Source organism: Pseudomonas sp. 382 (assembly GCF_002759075.1).
Taxonomy (GTDB): Bacteria; Pseudomonadota; Gammaproteobacteria; order Pseudomonadales; family Pseudomonadaceae; genus Aquipseudomonas; species Aquipseudomonas vlassakiae.
Map to the genome: position 1 here is coordinate 114980 of NZ_PEMX01000003.1, position 23692 is coordinate 138671.

Annotated in this window: 18 protein-coding genes; 15 read left to right on the forward strand and 3 right to left on the reverse strand. The window is 64.7% G+C overall.

Features of this window, described 5'->3' with window-relative positions:
• Nucleotides 1-258: 258 nt before the first annotated feature.
• Genes CQW31_RS05410 through CQW31_RS05425 form a run of 4 tightly spaced genes read left to right on the forward strand, consistent with a single transcriptional unit; the run spans nt 259 to nt 5799 of the window.
• Nucleotides 259-2463 (forward strand): TonB-dependent receptor, encoded by a 2205-nt coding sequence (locus CQW31_RS05410; RefSeq protein WP_082433567.1) that lies wholly within the window; start codon nt 259-261, stop codon nt 2461-2463.
• A gap of 28 nt (nt 2464-2491) precedes the next feature.
• Nucleotides 2492-3814 (forward strand): LLM class flavin-dependent oxidoreductase, encoded by a 1323-nt coding sequence (locus tag CQW31_RS05415; protein ID WP_099813987.1) that lies wholly within the window; start codon nt 2492-2494, stop codon nt 3812-3814.
• A gap of 8 nt (nt 3815-3822) precedes the next feature.
• Nucleotides 3823-4866, forward strand: coding sequence for an L-glyceraldehyde 3-phosphate reductase (gene mgrA / locus CQW31_RS05420; RefSeq protein WP_099813988.1), 1044 nt, complete (start codon nt 3823-3825; stop codon nt 4864-4866).
• A 3-nt stretch (nt 4867-4869) separates the two neighbouring features.
• Nucleotides 4870-5799, forward strand: a complete 930-nt coding sequence (locus CQW31_RS05425) for an aliphatic sulfonate ABC transporter substrate-binding protein (RefSeq protein ID WP_099813989.1) — start codon at nt 4870-4872, stop codon at nt 5797-5799.
• 15 nt (nt 5800-5814) lie between these two features.
• On the opposite strand, the gene CQW31_RS05430 is transcribed toward CQW31_RS05425, so the two are convergent.
• On the reverse strand, nt 5815-6294 hold the full coding sequence (locus CQW31_RS05430) for a GNAT family N-acetyltransferase (RefSeq protein ID WP_099813990.1): 480 nt from the start codon (nt 6292-6294) through the stop codon (nt 5815-5817).
• Between the two features lie 138 nt (nt 6295-6432).
• On the opposite strand from CQW31_RS05430, the gene CQW31_RS05435 reads away from it, so the two are divergent.
• From CQW31_RS05435 to CQW31_RS05455, 5 genes are all read left to right on the forward strand, one after another.
• Nucleotides 6433-7062 carry a LysE family translocator gene (locus tag CQW31_RS05435; RefSeq protein ID WP_054885294.1) on the forward strand — a complete coding sequence of 210 codons (630 nt, stop codon included), beginning with the start codon at nt 6433-6435 and terminating at the stop codon, nt 7060-7062.
• A gap of 15 nt (nt 7063-7077) precedes the next feature.
• Complete coding sequence (locus CQW31_RS05440) at nt 7078-7953, forward strand: alpha/beta fold hydrolase (RefSeq protein ID WP_054885293.1); 876 nt, start codon at nt 7078-7080, stop codon at nt 7951-7953.
• Between the two features lie 96 nt (nt 7954-8049).
• The gene (locus CQW31_RS05445) at nt 8050-8937 is read left to right on the forward strand and encodes a pirin family protein (protein ID WP_099813991.1); all 888 of its coding nucleotides are present in this window, start codon (nt 8050-8052) and stop codon (nt 8935-8937) included.
• Nucleotides 8938-9076: 139 nt separating this feature from the next.
• Nucleotides 9077-9988 carry a DNA-3-methyladenine glycosylase gene (locus CQW31_RS05450; RefSeq protein ID WP_082433565.1) on the forward strand — a complete coding sequence of 304 codons (912 nt, stop codon included), beginning with the start codon at nt 9077-9079 and terminating at the stop codon, nt 9986-9988.
• Nucleotides 9989-10202: 214 nt separating this feature from the next.
• A complete protein-coding gene (locus CQW31_RS05455; protein ID WP_099814104.1) occupies nt 10203-10463 on the forward strand; it encodes a DUF1652 domain-containing protein in 261 nt (86 codons plus the stop codon).
• Nucleotides 10464-10481: 18 nt separating this feature from the next.
• Here the strand turns inward: CQW31_RS05455 and CQW31_RS05460 are convergent, their stop codons facing one another.
• Nucleotides 10482-11096, reverse strand: a complete 615-nt coding sequence (locus tag CQW31_RS05460) for a Yip1 family protein (RefSeq protein WP_099813992.1) — start codon at nt 11094-11096, stop codon at nt 10482-10484.
• A gap of 84 nt (nt 11097-11180) precedes the next feature.
• Complete coding sequence (locus tag CQW31_RS05465) at nt 11181-11468, reverse strand: hypothetical protein (protein WP_054885289.1); 288 nt, start codon at nt 11466-11468, stop codon at nt 11181-11183.
• 559 nt (nt 11469-12027) lie between these two features.
• Here CQW31_RS05465 and mnxG point away from each other — a divergent pair.
• The 6 genes from mnxG to CQW31_RS05500 all read left to right on the forward strand — a co-directional run bounded on the left by mnxG (nt 12028) and on the right by CQW31_RS05500 (nt 23508).
• Nucleotides 12028-17871 (forward strand): manganese-oxidizing multicopper oxidase MnxG, encoded by a 5844-nt coding sequence (gene mnxG, locus CQW31_RS05475; protein WP_099813993.1) that lies wholly within the window; start codon nt 12028-12030, stop codon nt 17869-17871.
• An 18-nt stretch (nt 17872-17889) separates the two neighbouring features.
• The gene (locus tag CQW31_RS05480) at nt 17890-19878 is read left to right on the forward strand and encodes a cytochrome D1 domain-containing protein (RefSeq protein WP_099813994.1); all 1989 of its coding nucleotides are present in this window, start codon (nt 17890-17892) and stop codon (nt 19876-19878) included.
• On the forward strand, nt 19875-20531 hold the full coding sequence (locus CQW31_RS05485) for an SCO family protein (protein ID WP_054885286.1): 657 nt from the start codon (nt 19875-19877) through the stop codon (nt 20529-20531). Before CQW31_RS05480 ends, CQW31_RS05485 begins: the two co-directional genes overlap by 4 nt.
• 23 nt (nt 20532-20554) lie before the next feature.
• A complete protein-coding gene (locus CQW31_RS05490) occupies nt 20555-21190 on the forward strand; it encodes an SCO family protein (RefSeq protein WP_371858367.1) in 636 nt (211 codons plus the stop codon).
• A gap of 299 nt (nt 21191-21489) precedes the next feature.
• A complete protein-coding gene (locus CQW31_RS05495; protein WP_256587348.1) occupies nt 21490-22854 on the forward strand; it encodes an ABC transporter substrate-binding protein in 1365 nt (454 codons plus the stop codon).
• A gap of 12 nt (nt 22855-22866) precedes the next feature.
• Nucleotides 22867-23508 (forward strand): SurA N-terminal domain-containing protein, encoded by a 642-nt coding sequence (locus CQW31_RS05500; protein ID WP_054885283.1) that lies wholly within the window; start codon nt 22867-22869, stop codon nt 23506-23508.
• Nucleotides 23509-23692 lie beyond the last annotated feature (184 nt).

The window sequence follows — 23692 nt, forward strand, 5'->3', positions numbered from 1 at the left end:
AGGCTGGCCTCGATGAGAAATGCCGCGATGGTAGCGCTAACGAAGGCGGATATGCCAAATAGCTTTATGGAATATAAATCGTATTTTTAAGTATTTGACCTGCTAAGTATGCGCCTCTGATACTTGTTGATGTTAGCGCTAACAAGCGCGGCTGTTGGCAAGCGCCTGCCACTCGCACGAGCGAGACCAGACACCCACAGCATTACCCGTGTCGGCCCCCGTGCGGGCCATGGTCTGGTCTTTCAAGGCAGTCGCATCATGCACAAACACCGCAAGGCAATCCCGTTCAAGCAACGCCAACCACTGGCCGCCGCTGTATTGCTGGCTGCCATCGGCCAACCCACGCAAGCGGCCGAACCCGCGCCGCAGGCCACGTCGCTGGACGCGGTGACCGTGACCGCCACCCGCCGCGAGTCGACCTTGCAGGAGGTGCCGGTGGCCGTTTCGGTGGTCGATGGCGAACAGCTCGAACGTGACAATCGCAACAACGTCGCCAGCATCGTTCAGCAGGTACCCACGCTCAATTACCGCGCCGGCGCGTCGAACAAGGACACCTCGTTGTTCATTCGCGGTGTGGGGACCATTTCCACCTCGCCCGGCGTCGAGCCGACCGTGGCGACCGTGGTCGATGGCGTCGTGTTCGGCCGCCCCGGTCAGTCCACCCTCGACCTGCTCGACCTGGAGCGTATCGAAGTGCTGCGCGGCCCGCAGGGTACGCTGTTTGGCAAGAATGCTTCGGCGGGCGTGCTGAACGTGGTCAGCAAGGCCATCCCTGAACAGACACAAGGCTACGTGGATTATTCGCACTTCGGCGGTGGCGACGAAAACCGCCTGCGCTTCGGCATCGGTGGCCGCCTGAACGAGCAGTTCAAAGGCTCGTTGAGCACCTTGTGGGGCGACTACGACGGCAATGTGGAAAATGTCGCCAATGGCCACGACGTCAATGGCTACCAACGCAAGGGCGCCCGAGGCAAGCTGGAGTTCGAGCCCAGCGATGAGCTGCGCCTGACACTGATCGCCGACTACATGAAAGGCGAGGACAGCTTGCCCAGCGGGGTGATCACCAGTGCCAGCACGGCCATCGCCAACCAGCTGCGCCCGGTTACGCCGAGTGCGCACAACCGCGACATCAACAGTGACTTCAAGACCCACGTCGAAGACGAGAACCAGGGCCTGTCGGCACAGCTCGATTGGCAGCTGGGCGACTACACGCTGACCTCCATCAGCGCCTGGCGTGGCTGGGACAACACCCAGTACCAGGATGGTGACCGCCGCGCTTTATTGCCGGTCACGGCTTCCCATGACAAAGGCACCGTGGACTATGACCAGTACAGCCAGGAGTTTCGCCTGACGTCGCCCAAGGGGCAGTTCAATGAGTACGTGCTGGGCGCCTTCTACATGCACGGCACCTCCAACGAGACCTATCAGCGGCTTTCGGTCAACGGCGGGGTGGCCAATACGGGCAGGGCGGATTACTCGACGACCAACGACAGCGTCGCGCTGTTTGGTGAAAACACCTTCAACTTCACCGACGATTTGCGCGCCATCTTCGGCTTGCGCTGGACCCATGATGACCTGGAGTACGACCACCGTCGCGTATCGACTTCAGCCACGGCGGTCACCGGCATCCAGCCGTCGACCGCCAGTTCCGGCTCGGTGGACGAAGACGGCTGGAGTGGCCGTACCGGCCTGCAGTACGACTTCAACGACAACCTCACCGGCTACGTCACCTATTCGCGCGGCTACAAGGGGCCGGCGTACAACGTGTTCTTCAACATGCAACCGCGTGATACCCAGGCGCTCAAGCCGGAAACATCCGACGCTTACGAGGTCGGCCTGAAAGGCACCGCGCTGGATAACCGCCTGATGGCCAACCTGGCGGTGTTCCACACCGATTACGATAACTACCAGGCCAACTTCTTCGACACCGTGGCCAACCAGGTGGTGACCCGGCTGGTCAACGCCGGCAAGGTCAAGACCCAGGGCGTCGAGCTCGATGCCAGCTTCCAGGCTACTCGTCAGCTGAAGTTCTCCGCCGCTGCGGCCTACACCAAGGCGCGGGTCGATCATTTCAACTGCCCGGTCGGGGCGGCGGCCAATTGCAACATCGACGGCGGCCGCCTGCCGTTCACGCCGGACTGGAAGACCTATGTGCGCGCCGACTACGTGATCCCGCTGGAGAACGGCCTGGATGTGGAACTGGCCAGCGACTACAGCTGGCAGGACTCGGTGCAGTTCAGCCTGGACCAGAACCCGGACACCGTGCAGGGCGCTTATGGCATCTGGAACGCCAGCATCGCCCTGGCCGACTACAACGACGGCTGGCGCGTGGCGTTGCTGGGCAAAAACCTGGGTGACAAGTCCTACGCGCAGATGCTGGCCAGTGGCGGCGACTATATCTACCGGGCCGTGCCGCGTGATGACGGGCGTTACTTCGGCGTTCAACTGCGCAAGGATTTCTGACTGTGCGAGCACTGCAAGGAGACAGAGCATGAGTCGTCAAATGAGCCTTGGGGCCTTTCTCATGGCCACCGGCCACCATGTCGCCGCCTGGCGTCACCCGGATGTGCCCGCCGACCCGCTGGACTTCGCCAGCTACCGGCGCACTGCGCAAATCGCTGAAGCGGCCTGCTTCGACGCGCTATTCGTTGCCGACAGCGTTGCCGCCGCCAGTGATGCATTGGCCAGTCGCAGCGCCCGGTCGGTGTATTTCGAGCCCTTGACCCTGCTCTCGGCGCTGAGCATGGTGACCGAGCGCATTGGCCTGATCGCCACGGCCACCACCAGTTACAACGAGCCCTACCATGTGGCACGCAAGTACGCCTCGCTCGATCATCTCTCGGGCGGCCGTGCCGGCTGGAACCTGGTGACATCCGACGCCGCCGCCGAGGCCGGCAACTTCGGCCGCGATGCGCATATTCCCCATGCCGAGCGTTACGCCCGGGCCCGCGAGTTCCAGCAGGTTGTGCAGGGCTTGTGGGACAGCTGGGCGGATGACGCCTTCGTCCGGGACAAGGCCAGCGGCGAGTTTCACCGGCCGCAGGCCGTGCGCAGCATCGACCATGCGGGTGCGCATTTTCGGGTTCGCGGTCCGCTCAATGTGGCTCGCTCACCCCAGGGCCGACCGGTGCTGGTCCAGGCTGGGTCATCCGAAGCTGGCCGCGAGCTGGCTGCCGAAAGTGCCGAGGTGGTGTTTACCGCGCAGCCCAGCCTGGCCAGCGCCCAGGCGTTTTATGCCGACCTCAAGGGGCGCCTGGCCCGCTACGGGCGTCGCGACGATGAACTGAAGATCATGCCGGGCGTGTTCGTCGTGGTCGGCCGCAGTGCCGCCGAAGCCCAGGCCAAGTACCAGCAGTTCCAGGACTTGGTCGACCCCCGTGTAGGGGTTGCCTTGCTCGGCCGCATGCTCGGCAACTTCGACCTGTCCGGCTACCCGCTGGACGGCCCGCTACCGGCACTGCCACTGACTGAAGATGGCCAGCGCAGCCGCCAGCGACTGCTGACCGAACTGGCGGGGCAGGAGCAGTTGACCCTCGCCGAGCTGGGACGGCGCATCGCTGGCGGGCGAGGGCACTTCAGCCTGATCGGTACGCCGATGCAGATCGCCGATGCGCTGCAGGCCTGGTTCGAAGGCCACGCGGCCGACGGCTTCAATGTGCTGGTCCCGCACCTGCCACAGGGGCTCGAAGACTTCGCCAGCCTGGTGGTGCCCGAGTTGCAGCGCCGGGGCCTGTTCCGGCGCCAGTATCAGGGCCACACCCTGCGCGAGCACTTGGGCCTGCAGCGGCCCGCCAATCCCTATTTTGCCGAGTGAGGTCACCCATGAGCTACATTGCCAACCCTGAGCGCTACGCGCGCATTCCCTACCGTCGCGTCGGCCGCAGCGGCCTGGTATTGCCGGCCCTGTCCCTGGGCCTGTGGCACAACTTCGGCGATGCGACGCCGATCGACACCCAGCGTGCCTTGCTGCGCACGGCCTTCGATGCCGGCATCACCCATTTCGACCTGGCCAACAATTACGGCCCACCTTATGGCAGTGCCGAGCGCAACTTCGGCCGCCTTCTGCGAGAAGACCTGCGCAGCTACCGGGACGAACTGATCATTTCCAGCAAAGCCGGCTGGGATATGTGGGCGGGGCCTTACGGCCAGGGTGGCAGCTCACGCAAGTATCTGATCGCCAGCCTTGACCAGAGCCTCAAGCGTCTGGGGCTGGACTATGTGGACATCTTCTACTCGCACCGTTTCGATGCCGAAACGCCGCTGGAGGAAACCGCAATCGCCCTGGCCGATATCGTGCGCCAGGGCAAAGCGCTGTACATCGGCATTTCTTCCTATTCCGCCAACAAAACCCGCGAGATCGCCGCGCTGCTGGCCGAGTTGAAGGTCCCGCTGCTGATTCACCAGCCTTCGTACAACCTGTTCAATCGCTGGATCGAGCAGGACTTGCTCGACACTACCGAGGCGTTGGGCGCCGGTGTAATCGTGTTCACCGCATTGGCCCAGGGGCTGCTCAGCGACAAGTACCTGAATGGCATTCCCGCTGATGCACGGGTCAACCGCCCCGGTGGTGGCTCGCTGCTGCCGCAGCACCTGTCCGAGGCCAACCTGGCCCGCGCCCGTGCGCTCAACGAGATTGCCCGTCGCCGCGGGCAGAGCCTGGCGCAACTGGCGTTGGCCTGGACCTTGCGCGACCCGCGGGTGAGTTCGGCACTGATCGGTGCCAGCCGGCCCGAGCAGATCACCGAGAATGTCGCAGCACTCGACAACCTGGCATTCAGCCTCGAAGAGCTCGCCGAAATCGACCGCCATGCCGTTGAAGGCGGGATCAACCTGTGGGAAAAGCCCTCGACCGACTGGAAGGAGTGAGCCATGCGCGTACTACGCTTTGCCGCGCTCGTACTGCTGGCGCTGGCGGGTGCCGTTCATGCCGCAGACCCCGCGACACTGCGCATCGGCTATCAGAAAGGCTCTGTCAGCCTGGTGCTGGCCAAGCAGCACCGGCTGCTGGAACAGCGGTTCGCCAGTACACATGTGCAATGGATCGAATTCCCGGCGGGGCCACAGATGCTCGAAGCGCTGAACATTGGCAGCCTCGATATAGGTTCCACCGGGGACATTCCGCCGATCTTCGCCCAGGCCGCCGGTGCAGACCTGCTGTACATCGGCGCCGAACCTGCAAAGCCGAAGGCCGAAGTCATTCTGGTACCCAAAAGCAGCCCGATCACTTCGGTGGCTGAGCTAAAAGGCAAGCGTGTCGCGCTGCAGAAGGGCTCCAGCGCCCATAACCTGCTGTTGCGCAGCCTGGCCAGCGTGGGTTTGAGCATGCGCGACGTGCAACCGGTGTACCTGGCGCCCGCTGACGCCAGGGCAGCCTTCGAGCGTGGCAGCATCGATGCCTGGGCGATCTGGGACCCGTACTATTCGGCCATCGATCTGGAAGGCAAGGCACGGCTGCTGGCGGATGGCGAGGGGCTGGGATTGATCGGGCCATTCATGCTGGGAGCGCGTGGTTATGTCGAAGCCAATGGCGATTTCATCAAGCGCTTGCTGGCGCAGATCTCCGAGGCTGAGGCGCTGACGCGCACTGACGAGGCCGGTAGCGTCCGTGTACTGGCGCAGTTCATGGGGCTGCCGGAGGAGGTGGTACGGCGCAGTTTCAGCCATCGGCCGGCATCGCCGTTGATACCGGTGAGCGAGGAAATCGTCGCCGCGCAACAGCGCACTGCGCAGCTGTTCTTCGAGAACCGGCTGTTGCCCAAGCGGGTCGACATTGCCGGAGCGGTCTGGCGTCAGGATTGACGTGCTGACCGAAGCTCAGCCCTGGGCGAACTGCAACAGCCTGTCGCCCTCCAGCCGATAGCGTACCCACTCCGCTTGCGGTTCGGCGCCCAGCGATTGGTAAAAACCGATCGCGGGCTCGTTCCAGTCCAGCACGCTCCACTCGAAGCGTCCGCAACCTTTGGCCACGGCTTCGCGAGCGATGTGCCGCAGCACATCCCGACCTGCGCCGCCGCCACGTTGTTCAGGGGTGATGTACAGGTCTTCCAGGTAAATGCCGTTGCGGCCTTGCCAGGTCGAGTAGCTGTAGAAGTACACGGCAAAGCCGATGGCCTGGCCATCGCGCTCGCAGATCAGGCTGTGCACGGTGCTGCCCTCATCGAACAGGCTTTGCTCGATATCGGCCAGGGTGGCGACCACTTGGTGACGGGCGCGCTCGTAGTCCGCCAGCTCGGTGATGTAGGCGAGAATCTGCGCGGCATCGGCGCGAACGGCGGGGCGGATGGTCAAGCTCATGCAGGGCTTCCTTGTGCTTGGCTGAGGGTGCGCTTGGTGAACGGTACAGTAAGGTGTATGTGCATAATTTAATGCAGCTGTACCGGTCGCAGGGTAAGGCGACTCCGTTAGTGTGACAGCTCCTGCAATACTTCTGGAATGCCTGCCATGCTTGCCTCTGCCGACCTGCTGACCGCCTTCGTGCTGTTTGCCTTCGTGTCCTCGATCACTCCTGGGCCCAACAACACCATGCTGCTGGCCTCGGGCGTGAACTTCGGCGTGCGCCGTTCGATCCCGCATGCCATGGGCATCAGCGTCGGCTTCATGGTCATGGTGCTGGCGGTGGGCCTGGGCCTGGGTGAGGTGTTCAAGGCCTGGCCAGTGCTGTACACCGTGTTGCGTTACACCGGTGCGGCCTACTTGTTGTACCTGGCGTGGAAGATCGCCACCTCAGGGCCGCTCGGCGCTGACTCGCCGAGCGCGCGCAAGCCGTTGGGGTTCTGGGGGGCGGCGGCATTCCAGTGGGTCAACCCCAAGGCCTGGGTGATGGCGGTCGGGGCAATCACTACCTACACGCCCGCCCAGGGTTACGTGATGAATGTGATCGTCATCGCCGCGCTGTTCGCCCTGGTCAACCTGCCCAGCGTCGGCGTCTGGGTGATGTTCGGCAGCGCCCTGCGCAACCTGCTGCAGAACCCGCGCTGGCTGATGCTGTTCAATGTCCTGATGGCCTTGCTGCTGGTGATATCACTCTACCCGCTGCTGTTTGTAGAATCGGCGTTTTCATGACCCTCTGAGTACCCGATGCAGTTGATTCCCTGGTCCCATGACAGCTCCGAAGGCTTCACCCTGCGTGGCTGGCGCTCGCCAGTCAGCGGCAAGCCCTTGCTGCACTTCCTGCACGGCAACGGCTTCTGCTGCCTGGCCTACCAGCCGTTGCTGCTGAGCCTGAGCGAACATTTCGATCTGTGGCTCTGTGATGTCCAGGGCCATGGTGACAGCGACCATGGCGGTGAATTCCGCGGCTGGAACCGTACCGCCGCGCTGGCGGTAGAGGCCTTCGAGGCCGGTCGTGGTGAATATGGCGAGGTTCCCCGGTACGCCGTGGGGCATAGCTTCGGTGGCGTGCTGACCGGGTTGATGCTGGCCAGCCAGCCGGGCTTGTTTGCCCGCGCCGTATTGCTCGATCCGGTGCTGTTCAGCCGGCGCATGATCGGCGTGATGGGCGCCGCTGCGCTGGTAGGCCTGCACCGCCGGCATGCCTTGGCGCGCAAGGCCGCCAGCCGCCGCAGCCATTGGCCGGACCGGGACGCGGCGCGGGCCTCGCTGCACGGGCGTGGCATCTTCAAGGGCTGGACCGACGCGGCGCTGCAAGCGTATGTCGAGCACGCAATCGGGGACTGCGGCGAGGGGGTGGTGCTGAAATGCCGGCCCAGCCGCGAAGTGGAGATTTTCAGCTCGTTCCCTTCGCGCATGTGGGCGCAACTGGTTTCCATCCAGACGCCTACGCTGGCGCTGCATGGCGAACACACTTATCCCTTCGTGCCGCATTCGGTGCAGCGCCTGGCCCGCCTCAACCCTGCAGTCAGCGCCAGCCAGGTGCCTGGCGGGCATTGTTTCATGCAGGAAGACCCGGCCATGGCTGCACAAAAGGTGCTGGGCTATCTGAAAGCAGAATGATTGTTCTGTTGGTGGAACGATGAGTGCCATTTCAACTGGCTACCGGCTTATTGGTCTCATTGGTAAGGTTAACCCAGCCAAGAGAGGAGACTTCTCATGAAAAAGATCCTGGGTATCCACCGCAGTCCCCACGCCCATTGGGTGGGTGATGGCTTCCCGGTGCGCAGCCTGTTCACTTATGACAACCTGGCCAGCAAGATCAGCCCGTTCCTGCTGCTGGACTATGCCGGCCCGTACGACTTCAGCCCGACCAGCACGCAACGCGGTGTCGGCCAGCACCCGCACCGTGGTTTCGAGACCGTGACCATCGTCTATCAGGGCGAGCTGGAGCACCGCGACTCGACCGGTGCCGGTGGCCTTATTGGCCCTGGTGACGTGCAGTGGATGACCGCTGCCAACGGCATCATCCATGAAGAGTTCCACTCACCGGCATTTGCCCGCAGTGGCGGTTCGCTGGAGATGGTGCAGCTGTGGGTCAACCTGCCGGCGCGTGACAAGCGCGCGGCTGCCGGATACCAGACGCTGCTGTCGACGGATATTCCCGTGGTGCAACTGGAAGGCGATGCCGGCAGCCTGCGGGTCATCGCCGGTGGCTATCAGGGGCATGCTGGCCCCGCGCGGACCTTTACCCCGATGGATGTGTGGGACCTGCGCCTGAAAGAGGGTGCCAGCCTGCAACTGCCGATTGTCGACGGCCACAATGCTGCTCTGGTGGTGTTGCGCGGTACCGTGCGGGTCAACGGCGAGCGCGAAGCCGGCCCGGCCAGCCTGGTGTTGCTGGAACGCGGTGGTGAGGATGTGGCGATCGAGGCGCTCGAAGGCACCAGCCTGCTGCTGCTCAGCGGTGAGCCGATCGATGAGCCTATCGTGGGTTATGGTCCGTTCGTGATGAACAGCCAGGCGGAGATTGCCGAGTCGTTCGATGATTTCCACGCTGGGCGCTTTGGGCAGATGGCGGGCGAGGGGGCTGGCCTGGATCATTGATTGCCTGTACCGGCCTGTTCGCGGGCACGCCCGCTCCCACAGGATTGTCACTGCCTGAAGGTGAGTGATGAACCTGTGGAAGCGGGCGTGCCCGCGAAGAGGCCGGTACAAACCCTGCAAATATTGGCATGATGCTGCGATGCCTCTGTCCCGACTGCACGCCGTTCACCGCTCGTTCAATGCCTTCGGCCAGCACACGTTGTGGCTGCGCTACCCCACGCCCTACCATTGGCCTTCGACCCAGGCCTTCCTGGCCGCGCGCTGCATCCCCGGCATCGAAACCTTCAGCGCTGGCACCTATCGCCGCAGTTTCCCCGTGGCTGGCAAACACGGTGTACTCGAAGCCCGGCCCGCCAGTGGCAATCGCCTGTTTATCCAACTCAGCGGCGTGCCTGCCGCCGCTGTCCCCAGCCTGATCGCCCGAATTCGCCGCTTCTTCGACCTCGACGCCAACCCGACACGCATCGCCACCGAACTGTGTCGCGACCCCTTGATGGCCAGGCTGCTCGCCGCCCGCCCGGGCTTGCGCGTCCCTCAGGGCTGGGACGCCTGCGAGCAAGCCATGCGCACGGTGCTTGGCCAGCAGATCAGCGTGGCGGGTGCCATGACCCTGGCCGGGCGCCTGGTGGCGCGTCATGGCCAGCCACTTCGTCAGCCGTCCGATGGCCTGACCCATGTCTTTCCGACGCCGCACGTGCTCGCCAACGCCGACCTGGAAAACCTGGGCATGCCCCGGGCACGCGCTGCCACCCTGGGTACATTGGCGCGGGCACTGCTGGCAGAACCAGAGCTGCTGCGAAAGGGCCAGGGCCTGGAGCCGCTGTTGGCCAACCTCTGCCGGCTGAAAGGCATTGGCCCCTGGAGCGCCCTGTATCTGGCGCTGCGCCAGGCAGGCGCCGCTGATGCGTTGCCGCTGGGCGATGTAGCGCTGGTCAAAGCCTTGCGTCTGCTGGAAGGGCCCGACGCCCAATTGGCCGAACGTGCCCAGGACTGGCGCCCCTGGCGCGCTTATGCGGCGCAGCATCTATGGGCGTCCCTGGGCGACAAATAGTCCGTTCAGCGACCGCCTGTCGTGAAGTGCCAGCATTCGATCGAACAGGCGAGGCCGATCATCGTTCTTCCACTAAGGTGCTAAGTGATTCCTCGCACGATCATTGCCCCAGCGCATGGACGGCCGCTTGGGCATGCGCAATATCAATTGGCACCCTGCCTGCCAAAGGCGTACTCACACACAACAGGCCATCCAGTACAGAGAGGGTCGTACTATGTCGTTGATAGGAGTTTCGATGCTGGAAATGCGGCAGATCATCGAGCAGGCTTGCCTGCCCGACCGCTGCGAAGTCAGCTGCCCGGACGGCACCACCCTGACCATTCGCCTGGGTCAGGGGCAAAGCCTGGAGGAGGGCGTGACCCTCTCCGGGGTCTCATTGCAGAGCTTGAACAGTTGTCGCGACCTGGTGAATCTTGTCGGTCAGTTGCACACCCTGCGGGACAGCCACCCGGCGGCATTCAGGGCCATCGCCTGAGCAGCCGATGCGTACCGGTCAGCCGAGGCTGGCCGGGCGCACGTATTCAGGCATCAGCCCGTGGCTCCAGAACAGGATCATCGAAACCAGGATGGTCACCAGCAACAGCAACCCCACCCCCCATACGCAGCTGGCAAACAGCATGGCCTGCTCTTTGCGCAGGCGCAGGAAGGTCTGCAAGCCGCCGTACAGCAATACCGTGGCATAGGCAGACGCGGCGACCAGCGCCAGCAGTGCCAGCCAGCGGATCGGCACCAGCCCAACGGCGCCGGCGAAGAACCAGGGCGTTGCGCAGTAGGCGGCAAAGCCGATGCATTGGTTGAGCGTCGGTTGCGCATCGAAGCCGCGCGACATCCAACGGATCATCACCCCCATCAGCATCACCCCGACCACCGTGGTGGCATACAGCAGCCCGGCCAGTTGCGCGGCGCTGGCCATGCTCAGGCGCACACGGTCTTCGGCGGCCAGGCTCCAGCCGAAGGTGGTGGTACCCACGAACAGGCACAGGGCAGGGACCAGCGCCAGCGCAAGCAGGCGCGGCAGGTATTGTTGCGGGTGGTCCTCTTCGGCGCGGCGGATGTCAATCCAGGCGTCGGAGGGGCGAGTGAAGAGCTTGAGCAACGGGCTGTTCATGGCGATCTCCAGAAGGCAAGCCTTGTAGTTATGGAGATCCGCCGCTTGTATCAGGTTCAGCCTGACATCTGGCCGTTGATCGGCTTATTGTAGTTCCAGCAGCAGGTTCAGGCCGCCATCGCCGCATTTGCCTTGATCGCGGACCACGCCGTGATAGCTGCGCCCGTCCCACACGAACGCCACGCTGTGGGCGCGCTCGACCTTGTCTGGCAAGGGTGGACAGATATGCAGTCGCAGGCCAGGGCGGCCCTGCAGATTGAGAGGGGCGAGCTGGCACTGGCATTCCACGCTCAGGGCGACCGGGCCGAACAGGGTGTCACGGACGTAGTCGAGTTGCAGGCTGGAATTGGGCGCACGGCCGGGCATCTTCATGGCCGCAGGGCTCCTGGGCGCTGGCACGGAAGGGAAGACTGGGTAGGCATTGGCGGCAGGCTCCTGGCAAAAGGATGGCACGTATCATCTTTTGGAAGCTTACCGGAGCTGTATGTTCAACTTGTTTCATGGGGTTTCACGGTTTTTTCTGCAGTGGGCCGACGAAGGGCCGCGTGGCCCGGCGCCTCGTCAGTCAGCCGCTTTGCAGTGGATCATCTGCGTTCAAGCCTGGTGGATTGAACAGGTACTTCTTCAAACGCTTCGGGTGGCGCAGGTGCTGCTCGTACATTGAAGAGGCGGCAGATGACGTACCAGCAGATAGCCAGGCAAAAGGTTGTAGGAAACAGCACGGCCCAGAACGGCAGTTGCCAGTTCCTCTTGCCCTGCATTTCACCGAAACGACAATGCATATCATCCCCCCGATTCGGGGAATTTCCATGGGGGATCCTCCCCAAATTGGTCCTTTTCCATTGCTAACTTACTGAAATAGCAAGTTATTTCCTTGTGGCACACACCTTGCTGCCCCCTATGCAGTGTTCCTGCGTCCCGGAGGTGCAGCATGTCGATCTCGTCCAAAGGCCCCGTCCTGACATCACTTGTCTTGGCCTTGTTTGGCTGGGAAGCGACCAGCGAGAGCGAGGCTGCCGGGCAGTGCCAACGCACCCTGGTGGCCAACGTGGTAGCCCTGGACCAGCCGCTGATGTTCAACCGCCTGGGTGCGCAGAACGCCAACGGCATGATCTTCGCCCTGCGCGAGGATGTGGTGGATGACCGCCAGGTCCCGCTGAGCAGGGGCGGTGCCGCAGTGCCGGGCAAGGTCACCCTGCGGCCAGACAAGCGACCACGGCCGATCGTGCTGCGCGTGGCCGCCGGCGACTGCCTCACGGTCAACCTCACCAACCTGCTCGACTACCGGGCCAACCCCAACAAGCATGGCATCGAGGCGGAACAAGTCGAAGGCCTCGAACTGTCGAAAGACCCAGCTGCCGAAGGCTTCGTCGCCGACGAGCAAGTCGCCGAGCGCATGGTCGGCTTTCAGGTCAACGGCATGCAGGCGGTCAACAGCATCGCCGACATCTCTGCCAACACCGGCCGTAACGGCAACTTCCTGGTCAGCCCCGGCAGCACCCGCAGCTACACCTTGTTTGCCGAACGCGAAGGGGCGTTCGCCGCTACCAGCAAAGCCGCCACCTTTGGCGGCGAAGGGGCTGCCGGCAATGTCGCCAACGGCCTGTTCGGCCAGGTGGTGGTGGTCCCCAAAGGCGGGCGAACCTACCGCAACACCCTGACCGAAGAAGAAATGCGCCTGGCCACCACCGGCCGCACCGCCGCTGGCCAGCCGGTGATCGACTATGAGGCCCGCTATCCACAGCGCGAGCCTTGGATCACCGAGGGCAAGGCCGGCAAGCCGATCATCGCGATGATCGACGGCAACCAGATCCTCAGCAGCGAAACCGACGCCATCGTCATGGGCCCCAACCCTGATGGCAGTTTCCCCAAGTCCACCTACCCACTGGAAAGCATCGGCAAGCGCAACCCGGCGCTGCCCAACCGGCTCGAGGCGTTTCGCGACTTCGCCTCGCAGTTCGCCGATGAGGTGGCCGGCACCCAGGCCTTCCCTGGTTACTGGGCAGACCCGGTGATGGGGCATGTACTGGAACCGGCGCGCGACGCGTTCATGATCAACTATGGCTCCGGTGGCATGGGCGCCGAGGTGGTCGCCAACCGCCTGGGCGTGGGACCGATGCATGACTGCCTGTCGTGCGCCTACGAAGAGTTCTTCCTCAGTGCGCACACCGTGGGCGATATCGGCACCCTGGTCGATGTGCCGGCCAACGTCGGCCTCGAACATATCCGCCCCGGCGAAGTGCCGCCGGCAAGCGCCACCGGGGTCAAGGCCAGCATGGCCCTGTACCCGGCGGAGCCGGCCAACGTGCACCACAGCTACATTGGTGACTTCACCAAGTTCCGCAACACCCACAACGGTCACGAGCAGCACATCTTCCACTTGCACGGGCATCAGTGGCTGTTCAACCCCAACGACGACAATTCCGACTACATCGATGCCCAGGGTATCGGTGCCGGCGTCGGCTACACCTATGAGATCGCCAACGGTGGCTCGGGCAACCGCAACCGGGTGGCCGGCGATGCCATCTATCATTGCCATTTCTACCCGCATTTCGCCCAAGGCATGTGGGCCATGTGGCGGGTGCATGACGTTTTCGAGGAAGGCACCCGGCTGGATGTCAGCGGGCAGGGCGAGAACGGTTTTCACAGCACTCCGTTCGCACTGCGCAGCGGCAAGCCAGCGGCGGGCGCCCGGGCACTGCCAGATGGCGAGATCGTTGCCGGCACGCCAATCCCGGCCATTGTGCCGTTGCCAGGAAAGGCCATGGCGCCGATGCCTGGCAAGGTGGTGGTGGTGCCCAAGCTCGCTGCCGGGCAGATGGTCGCCAACAACGATGACCACCCTGAAAGCGAAGGTGATGACGACCACGCCCAGCAGCCTGGCGCTGCCAAGGCGATCGGCTCGCTGGCCCTGGTCGACCGCAGCGAGGCCAACCGCAATGCCGACGGTACGCTGAAGAACCCGGGCTACCCGTTCTGGATCGGCGGCATGGAAAGCAGCGTCGGCAACCGCCCGCCAACCCCGCCACTGGACATGCTCGACCCGGCCCTGGCCCGGCAGCTCAAGGACAGCGGCAAAGCCTTGTGGGCCAACCTCGACCCCAACCAGGTCGATGGCTGGGACGGTGGACTCGGGCGCCATGCGCTGGACGGTGTATCCGCTGGCGGCGAAGCCGTTACCACCACCACCAAACTGGATTTTTCCAAGGTGGTGCACCGGGCCAGGCCGATCTACCTGCCGGAAGAGGGTACCGACGTCGAGCAGGCCGCCATGCAGTTCCATGCCACAGCCGAGCACCCCAGCTACGCGCTGGTCCCTGGCAGCCAACCGGTGCCCAAGGCCTTCCGCACCAACGGCGCGCTGCCGACCGCAGGCGCCCCATTCTATGAACCGTGCATGGATGACCGTGGCAAACGCCTGACCCAGTCTTCGGGCGCGGGCGAATTCTTCAGCGGCGAAAGCCTGAGCGGCATCAACTTCCGTGGCGCGTCTGCCTTCACTGCCGATCGCCCGCGCATCTACAAGGGCGCCAACATCCAGTTCGACGCGGTGTACAACAAGGTCGGCTACCACTTCCCGCAGGCGCGCATCATCGCCCTGTGGGAAGACGCCTGGCCAGTGATCACCAAGCAGCGCCCGCCAGAGCCACTGGTGATGCGCATGAACACCTTCGACTGCACCATGTACCAGCACACCAACCTGATCCCGTCGTTCTATGAAATGGACGACTACCAGGTGCGCACCCCGACCGATGTCATCGGCCAGCACATCCACCTGCCCAAGTGGGACCTGACCGCTGCCGACGGTTCGGCCAACGGCTGGAACTACGAAGATGGCATCCTCTCGCCCGGCAGTGTGGTCGAGCGCGTGCATGCCATCCGTGCCTTCAACAACTGCACCGAGGGTGACCCCCGCGACGGCACCGCTGCCTGCCCGAAAGCCAAGCAGCATCCGTACTTCGGCCGCTTCGGCCGGGCCGACTGGCTGGGCGCGCGCACCGCCATGCAGCGCTGGTTCGCCGACCCGCTGGTCAACGTGTTCAACGTCGACCGTGGCTTGGGCACCATCTTCACCCACGACCACCTCGGCCCATCGACCCACCAGCAACTCGGGCTGTACGCCACCGTGCTGGCCGAGCCGGCCGGTTCCACCTGGTACCACGCCGAGACTGGCGAGAAGCTGTACAACCCGGCCACCCGCCAGGATGGCGGCCCGACTTCGTGGCAAGCGGTGATCCACACCGGCGACAACGACGGTGACGGCAAGAACGACAGCTACCGCGAGTTCTTCCTCGAGTACAGCGACTTCCAGCATGCCTACGAGGCGGGGGTATATGTTGGTGCCGGCCCGGATGGCATCCCCAATGCCCAGTCGTTCCCGGCCACTGCCGACAGCTTCCGTTACGCCATCAACCCGCCGGTACGCGGCAAGGCGTCGAACCTGCTGGAAGCCATCGTCGAAGAACGTGGCGGCATCAATCCGGGCTGCCCAAGCCGGCCATGCCCGCAGGCGATCTCGGTGGATGACCCTGGCATGTTCGTCGTCAACTACCGTAACGAACCGCTGGCCCTGCGCGTGTTCGACCCGAACAAGGTCGGCCCGGACGGCAAGCGCGGCATGCAGGCCGAGGGCCTTGGCGGTGACCTCAGCTACGCGCTGCAGACCCGCACCGACCGTGCCATCCCGGCGATGAACCTGGCGCCTTCGGCGATCACCTCGGCGGTCGGCCCAACCGGTGGCACCACGCTATTCCCACCGCACATCAACCGCGGTGGTAGCGAGCCGGGCGACCCGTTCACGCCGATGCTGCGCACCTACAGCGGCGACAATGTGCGCCTGCGCATGCATGCCGGCGGCCATGAAGAGGAGCACAACGTGACGCTGCACGGCGTGAAATGGCTGCAGAATGGCTCCGGCTTCGGCAACAGCTCCAACTCGGGCTGGAAGTCATCGCAGATGATCGGCATATCCGAGCAGCTTGGCTTCCTGGCACCGGTGTCGATGATTTCCAGTTCCGCCGCCACCAACGGTGACTACCTGTATTCGCTGGACGCAGCGCTGGAAGGCTACTGGAACGGCATCTGGGGCATCATGCGCAACTACACCGCCCAGCGTGCCGACCTGTTCCCGCTGCCGAACAACCCGCAGCCGGTGGCCATGCGCAACACCGTCAATTTCGACGGTATCTGCCCGAAAACCACGGCCAACCCCAATGGCATTGGTACCCGCGCCACCGTCAAGCGCAGCTACGAGATCGTCGCCGCGCTGGCCAACGACATCCTCGACAACCGCAACGGCGTCGCCATCAACGATATCGCCGGTATCGGCCAGCATGTCGGCGGGCCGCTGAAGGCCAACGGCGGCACCCTGGTGTTCAACAATCGCAAGACCAGCATCCCGCTGGTAAGCGGTGTCGATCCCGAGGACGGCATGCCGTTCAGCATCGGTGGCCACAGTGCGCCGCTGCACGACCCGACGGCCATCCTGTACGTGCGCAAGGCCGACCTCGATGCCATCACCGGCAAGCTGAAAGCCGGCGTACCTGTGGAGCCGCTGATCCTGCGGGCCAACGCTGGCGATTGCATCAGCATCACCCTGGAGAACCGCTTGCCCGAGGTGATGCCGGACTTGCCCAGCACCGCGGTGATGCACAACGTGGTCAAGCGTGACCGGTTCGACAGCGAAGGCGCCACCGCCTTTGCCAACAACCTGATGCGCCCGTCCAGCCATGTCGGCCTGCACGCCCAGTTGCTGGCCTACGACATCACCAAGTCCGATGGTGCCAACGTTGGTCTCAACCCGGTGCAGACCGTACCGCCCCGGGTCGGCAACAGTGGCGCCTACCCGAGCAAGGTGTACCAGTACTACGCCGGCCACCTGGAGCGTGAAGGCAAGCCGGTACTGCAACTGGGCCGCACGGTGGACAACATCAACACCACGGCGATCGAGTTCGGCGGCCTCAACCTGACCCCGTCGGACTTCATCAAGCAACCGCAGAAGGGCCTGGTCGGTGCCATGAGTGTCCTGCCGCAGACCGCCACCTGGAGCGAAGACACGGCCACTCGCGCCCAGGCCACGGTAAAGGTCACCGGCCAGCCGGACTACCGCGACTTCGTCACGGTCTGGCAGCGTGCGCTGAACATGCGCTGGGCCGATGGTCGCCCGGTGGAAGGCATCAACGCCGAAGGTAATGGTGCGGCGGGCGACCCGCAGGATAACGGCAACATGGCCGTCAACTACCGCACCGAACCGCTGTGGCTGCGCTTCGGCATGGCCCCGAATTCGCCATTCGGCCACGCCAACGGCCTGGGCTTCGCCGATGTGCCCAACGCCCACATGGCCTACGCCAATGCCCTGGTCGGTGGCGACCCGCTGACCCCGGTGCTGTACGCCAGGCCGGGCCAGCCGGTGCGCAACCACATCGTCATGCCCAGCGGTGGCAGCCGCGGCATGGTCTACCAGCTGGATGGGCATGTCTGGCCGCTGCATGCATACCAGGCCGAAAAGAACGACTCTGATGGCTACCCGATGAACCTGCCTGGTATCGGCTCGGTGCGCTTTGCCAACAACCCGATGAGCATGTACATCGGCGCCCAGGAAAGCGTGCTGCCGGCCGCGCACTTCAGCTTCATGCTGCCCAGTGCCGGTGGCGCCAACGCAGTGCCCGGCGACTATCTGTTCCGCGACTATGCCGCCTACGGCAACCTCTCGGGGCTGTGGGGCATCCTGCGGGTGACCAACGATGCGCCGCCGGCAACTGCGGCGAGCCAGTAAGGGTAGGGGAGCGCGAGCATGTACAAGAACAAGAAGACTCGGCCTGCAGTACTGGGGGTGATGCTGGGTGCGGCGCTGATCGGCCTGGGGGTGGCGTATGAAAAGCTCTGGTGCGACCCGCGCGAGCTGCTGCAGGAGCCTGACGACCCACAGGCGCTGCACCGGCTCAGCCGCGACGGCGTGACGGTGGAGTTCGAGGCGCGCCCCTTGGCCGGCGGCGACGTGCGTGAAGGCGCGTTTGCCAACATCCGCTTCAAAGTCACCGACCAGGCCAGCGGCCAGCCGCTGTCGGGCATGGCGCCGGGGGCCTGGATCGACCCGGCACAGTCGGCACCGGCAGAAGGCGGCAACCGCGACCAGAGCTGTAAGGCCCGTGTTGCTTTGTTCCTCAAGAGCAGCATCGGTGCACGCCCGTTGCTCGACCTGAACAGCTACTTTCTGCTGGTGCTGAACAAGGACGCCAGCCTGACCGTGATCGATCCGACCGTGTCGGTGGGCGGCATCACCAGTACCCTGGCGCGCATCGACCTGCCGGGCCGGCCCATGGACTGGACGGCCACCAGCGACGACAAGCAGGTCTTCGTGTCGATGCCGGAGCGTGGCCAGGTGGCAGTCATCGATACCGAGACCTTCACCCGCGTGTCCACCCTGGAGGCCGGTGAGTCACCGGTCCGCGTGGCCCTGCAGCCGGACCAGCACCGGCTGTGGGTCGGCAACAACAGCAGCGACCCGGCCAAAGGCGGGGTCACGGTAATCGACGTTCCCGCGCGCAGCACCCTGAAGTCATTCGCCACCGGCTCCGGGCACCACGAAATCGCCTTCAGCGCCGACTCACGCTACGCCTTTGTCAGCAACCGCGACGGCGGCACGCTGAGCATCATCGACATCCCCCAGATGCGCCTGGTGAAAACCCTGGAGGTCGGCCCGCACCCGCTGTCGGTGGCCTACTCGGCTTTGTCCCAGGCGGTCTACGTCACCGACGGCGAAGAGGGCACGGTGCGGGTGATCGATGCCAGCAGCCATCAGTTGCGCCACATCGTCAAGGCCGAGCAAGGCCTCGGGCCGATGCGCTTCAGCGCTGATGGCCGCTATGGCATCGTGCTCAACACCCTGGACAACCAGGCGCTGGTGATCGATGCCAGTACCGACAAGCTGATCCATCGGGTTCCGGTGGCGGCCGAACCGTACCAGCTGACCTTCACCAAAGGCTATGCCTACATCCGCGGCCTGGCCTCGCCCAAGGTCAGCATGATCAACCTCAGCAGCCTGGGCGAAGGGCGCCAGCCGATCGTGCAGGGTTTCGAAGCCGGCCCCGCGGCGCCCCGCCAGGCCGGCGACCTGCCACTGGCCCAAGGGTTGGCGGTGTCGCGTGACGACAATTCGGTATTCGTGGTCAACCCGGTGGACAACACCACCTACTTCTACGCCGAGGGCATGAACGCCCCGATGTCTGGCTACAACAACCGTGGTCACCAGGCCCGCGCGACCCTGGTCATCGACCGCAGCCTGCGTGAGCTGGCACCCGGCGTGTATGGCTCGACGGTGAAGATGCCGGCGGCAGGCAGGTTCGATGTGGCCTTCCTGCTCAACCAGCCGCAGATCATCCACTGTTTCAGCACCGAGGTGGCCGCGGCGCCAGCGGCAAGCAAGCGCCGGGGGGCGCATGCCGAGTTCATCGGCCTCGACCAGCCCATGGCGCAGCAAACGGAATTCACCGCCAAGGTACGCATCGTCGGCGACGACGGTCGGCCACGGCTGGGCCTGGGCGACCTGACCCTGCGCTACTTCCTGGCGCCGTCTTCGCTGCCGCGCAACCTGCCGCTCGAAGAGGTGGGTGAGGGCGTGTACCAGGCGGCGTTGACCTTGCCCGAAGCCGGCGCCTGGTACCTGCATGTGCAATCGCCATCGCTTGGGCGCTCGTTCGCCGAAGAAAACTACACCAGCCTGCGCGTGCTGCCAGCCGCAGCGGCTACTGCTTCCCAGACCGAAGTGAGGCATGTGCGATGAACGCCAAGCATTCTTTCCAGCTGCTTGCCCTGAGCCTGGCATTGGCCAGCAACCTGGCACTGGCCCATGCCGGCCATGACCACGAAGGCCACGCCGGGCCGCCGCCGATGGCCCACCAGGAAAAGGCCAGCGTGCGCTTTGCCGACGTTCCGCTGCTCAACCAGGACGGCATGCCGGTGCGCCTGGAGCACGACCTGGTGGGCGAGCGCCTGGTGATCATGGGCTTCATCTACACCAGCTGCACCACGGTGTGCCCGGTGGTGTCGTCGATCATGGGCAAGGTCCAGCAACAGCTGGGGGGGCGGGTGGGCGAGGAGATCCAGCTGGTGTCGATCAGCGTCGACCCGCAACGTGACGACGCCAAGCGCCTGCAGGGCTACGCCAAAGCCTTCCAGCATGGCCCGGGCTGGAGCTGGCTGACCGGCTCGCAGTATGCAGTCACCGAAACCCTCAAGGGCCTCGGCAGCTTCAGTGCCGACCTCAGCCAGCATCCGCCGCTGATTCTGGTGGGTGACGGCCGCACGGGCCACTGGACCCGCTACTACGGCTTCACCGACCCGGCCGTGCTGGTCGAGGAAATCAACCGCCTGAGTGCTCGTCGCGTCCACGCCAAGAGCACCGCCATCGCCGAACGCAGTGAGGTGCAGCCATGAGCAGCACAACCCGCCACACCACGATGCGCAGCACTGACTGGCTGGCCCTGGTGGCCGTGCTGTGGATCCTCAGCGCGGTAGCGTTTGCCCATGAGGGCCATGGGCCACAGGGGCCCAGCCCGCAACCGGCACCGTCGGCCATGACCAGCGGTGGAGGCACCCGCGATGCGCAGGCGTGGTTCACCGACACCGTGCTCAAGGACCAGAACGGCCGCGAGCTGCGCTTCTACAGCGATGTGCTCAAAGACAAAGTGGTCATGCTCAACGTGATATTCACCCGCTGCACCGACGCCTGCCCGCTGATCACCCGCAAGCTGCGTGAGGTGCGCGACGCCATGGGGCCAGCGCTGGCCAGCCAGGTGACCTTCGTGTCGATCAGCAGCGACCCGCTCAACGACACCCCGGCAGCGCTCAAGGCCTTTGCCGAGAAGCAAGGCGTGGACAGCGCCAACTGGCTGTTCCTCACCGGCGACAAGGCTGATGTCGACCTGGTGCTGGGGCGCATCGGCCAGTTCCTGCCCAGCCCCGAGCAGCATTCGACGCAGCTGATTGCCGGTGACGTGGCCGGTAAGCGCTGGAGCAAGATCCGCCCGGATGCACCGCCTGCGGCCATCGCCCAGCGCATGCAGCTGCTGGCGCAACCGTTGGCTGGGCGATAGCCGCCATGGAATTGCGCAATTCTTGTAGGAGCGGCCTTGTGTCGCGAAAGGGCTGCAAAGCAGCCCCGGCCATTCATGCATGGGTGCTGGGTCACTGGGGCCGCTGCGCGACCCTTTCGCGACGCAAGGCCGCTCCTGCAAAGGCCCGCTTTCTTCTGGGATTCGTCCTTTTTGGGGTAATTGGCGGCTCAGCATGTGCGCTGGAACTTACCGCCAATGAACAGGCCGGCAAGCGCCTCTATCGGCAAGGGGTCTCGAGCAGCGACGCACAGCTGATGGCTCGGGTCGGTGCCAGCGACATGAGCGTGCCCGCCAGCGTGCTGCCCTGCGCCAGCTGCCACGGGCTTGACGGGCGTGGGCGCGCCGAAGGCGGGGTACGCCCACCCAGCCTCGACTGGCAACGCCTGGCGCTCGGGCAGGGCGAGCGACAAAGCAACGGTCGCCGCTACCCGGCCTACCGCGACGGCACGCTGGCCCGCGCGATCCAGCACGGCGTCGACCCCGCGGGGCAGCGACTGGACCCCGCCATGCCGCGCTTCGAATTGACCCTGGCTGACCAGCGCAACCTCACGGCTTACCTCAAACGCCTGGGCGATGAACGTGACCCCGGGGTGGAAGCAGGCGTGCTGCGCCTGGGCACCTTGCTCCCGGCCCGTGGCCCACTGGCTGAAGCCGGGCATGTGGTACGTGCCGTGCTGGAGGATGGCCTGGCTCAGATCAACCAGCAGGGCGGCATTCATGGGCGACGCCTGGAGCTGGTGGTCGCCGATGCTGACACCGACCCGGCCAGTGCCGAGCACGCCTTGCAGCGCCTGCTGGACCAGGAGCAGGTGTTCGCCTTGATCACCCCGCTGGTGCCCATGCTCGATCAGCAACTGCCGACACTGCTCGAACAACGGGGCGTGCCGCTGATCGGCAGCACGCCACGCAGCGGCGGCAGCCCTCTGATTTTCGACCCGCTGCCGGGTGTCGCCAGCCAGTTGCTGAGCCTGGCAGCCCATGCCAAGGGCGCCCTCGGCTTGCCGCCAGATGGCTTGCGCGTGGTGTATGCCGGCAACGATCAGGCGGCATTGGCCGAGCAGGTGCGCCAACGCCTGCTCCAGCAAGGCTGGACGCCCGCACCGATCCTGGCCTTCGACGGCCAGGCCGTCGATGGCCAGGGTATCGTCTTCGTCGGCCGCGCCCAGGCCTTCGCCGCGCTAGCCCAGGCGCTGCACGCCGAAGGGCGTGCGCCATACCTGCTCGCCGCCTCCAGCCAGGTGGCGGTAGCGGTGGCCAGCTTGCCAGCGCAGTGGTCGCAACGGCTGTTCCTGGCCTATCCGTTCTTGCCCGATGACTGGACCGAGCAGGGCATGGCGAGCCTGGCTGGCCTGCAACAGCGCCAGGGTCTCGACCCACGCCAGGCGTCGCTGCAGGTCAACACCCTGTGTGCCCTCAAACTGCTGACGGAAGCCCTGAAGCAGATGGGGCGCGATGCCAGCCGCGAACGGCTGGTGGGCGCCCTGGAGCGCCTGCACGATGTCGATACCGGCCTGACCCCGGCGCTGGGCTTCGGCCCCGGCAGGCGCCAGGGTATGGCTGGCGCCCATGTCGTCGCGGTGGCGCTGCCCGGGCCGCGCTTCAGCGCCGTCGCACCGTACCGGCCGTTGCCGGACAGCCCTTGAACGGAGGTGCTCATGCGATTCCTGTTGCTGTGCCTGCTGCTGGTGGCCGCCAAGGCGAGCTGGGCCGACGTACCCGCTGCGCGGGTCAACGGCGTGACTATCGACCAGCTGCGCCTTGAGCGCTATTTTTCCGAATATCTGCAGGCACAGGGCAGGGCAGTGGCCAGCATTCGTAATCCGACGCTGTACAAGCGCCTGCGCGAGCAAGCACTGGATGAACTAATCGACAAGGAATTGCTCTGGCAGGAAGCCCAGCGCCAGGGTATTCACATCAGTGATGAGCAGGTATCAGCGCAAGTCAGCGAAGTCGAAGCAGCCTTCGCCAGCCCGGCACTGTTCGCAAGGCGCCTGGCAGATGCAGGATTCGATCGCGCAGAGTACGCTGATTACATGCGCCGCGAGCTGGCCGCGCAGCGGGTGTACGCTCAGCTCAGCGCGGTAGACGAACCCAGCCAGGCCGAAGTTGCGGCGTTTTACCAGGCCAACCGGCAAATCCTGCAAGGAGCGCAGAACCAAAGTGTTAGTGCATTGGTCATACCCGAACCAGCCCTGCAACTGGCCAAGGCTGCGCTCATCGGCCAGTTGCAGGCGCAGGCGCGCCAATCCGTGCGCCAACGTTTGCGCGAATCCGCTACAGTGGAGATCGCTGACTGACGCCCTTGAACGGGTTTCCCCAAAGCTGGGGAATAGCGCTTTGGCAAAGTGCCATCAGTTTCCCCGGATGTGGGGAACAAGGCCTGCGCCTGCGTCGTGGGGTGTGCTGCAACCCAGTGGGATCAAAGACTTACATTGGTGCGAGAAGACAATTCATGCCTGGCACGAAGCCTGCTCTAGCCTT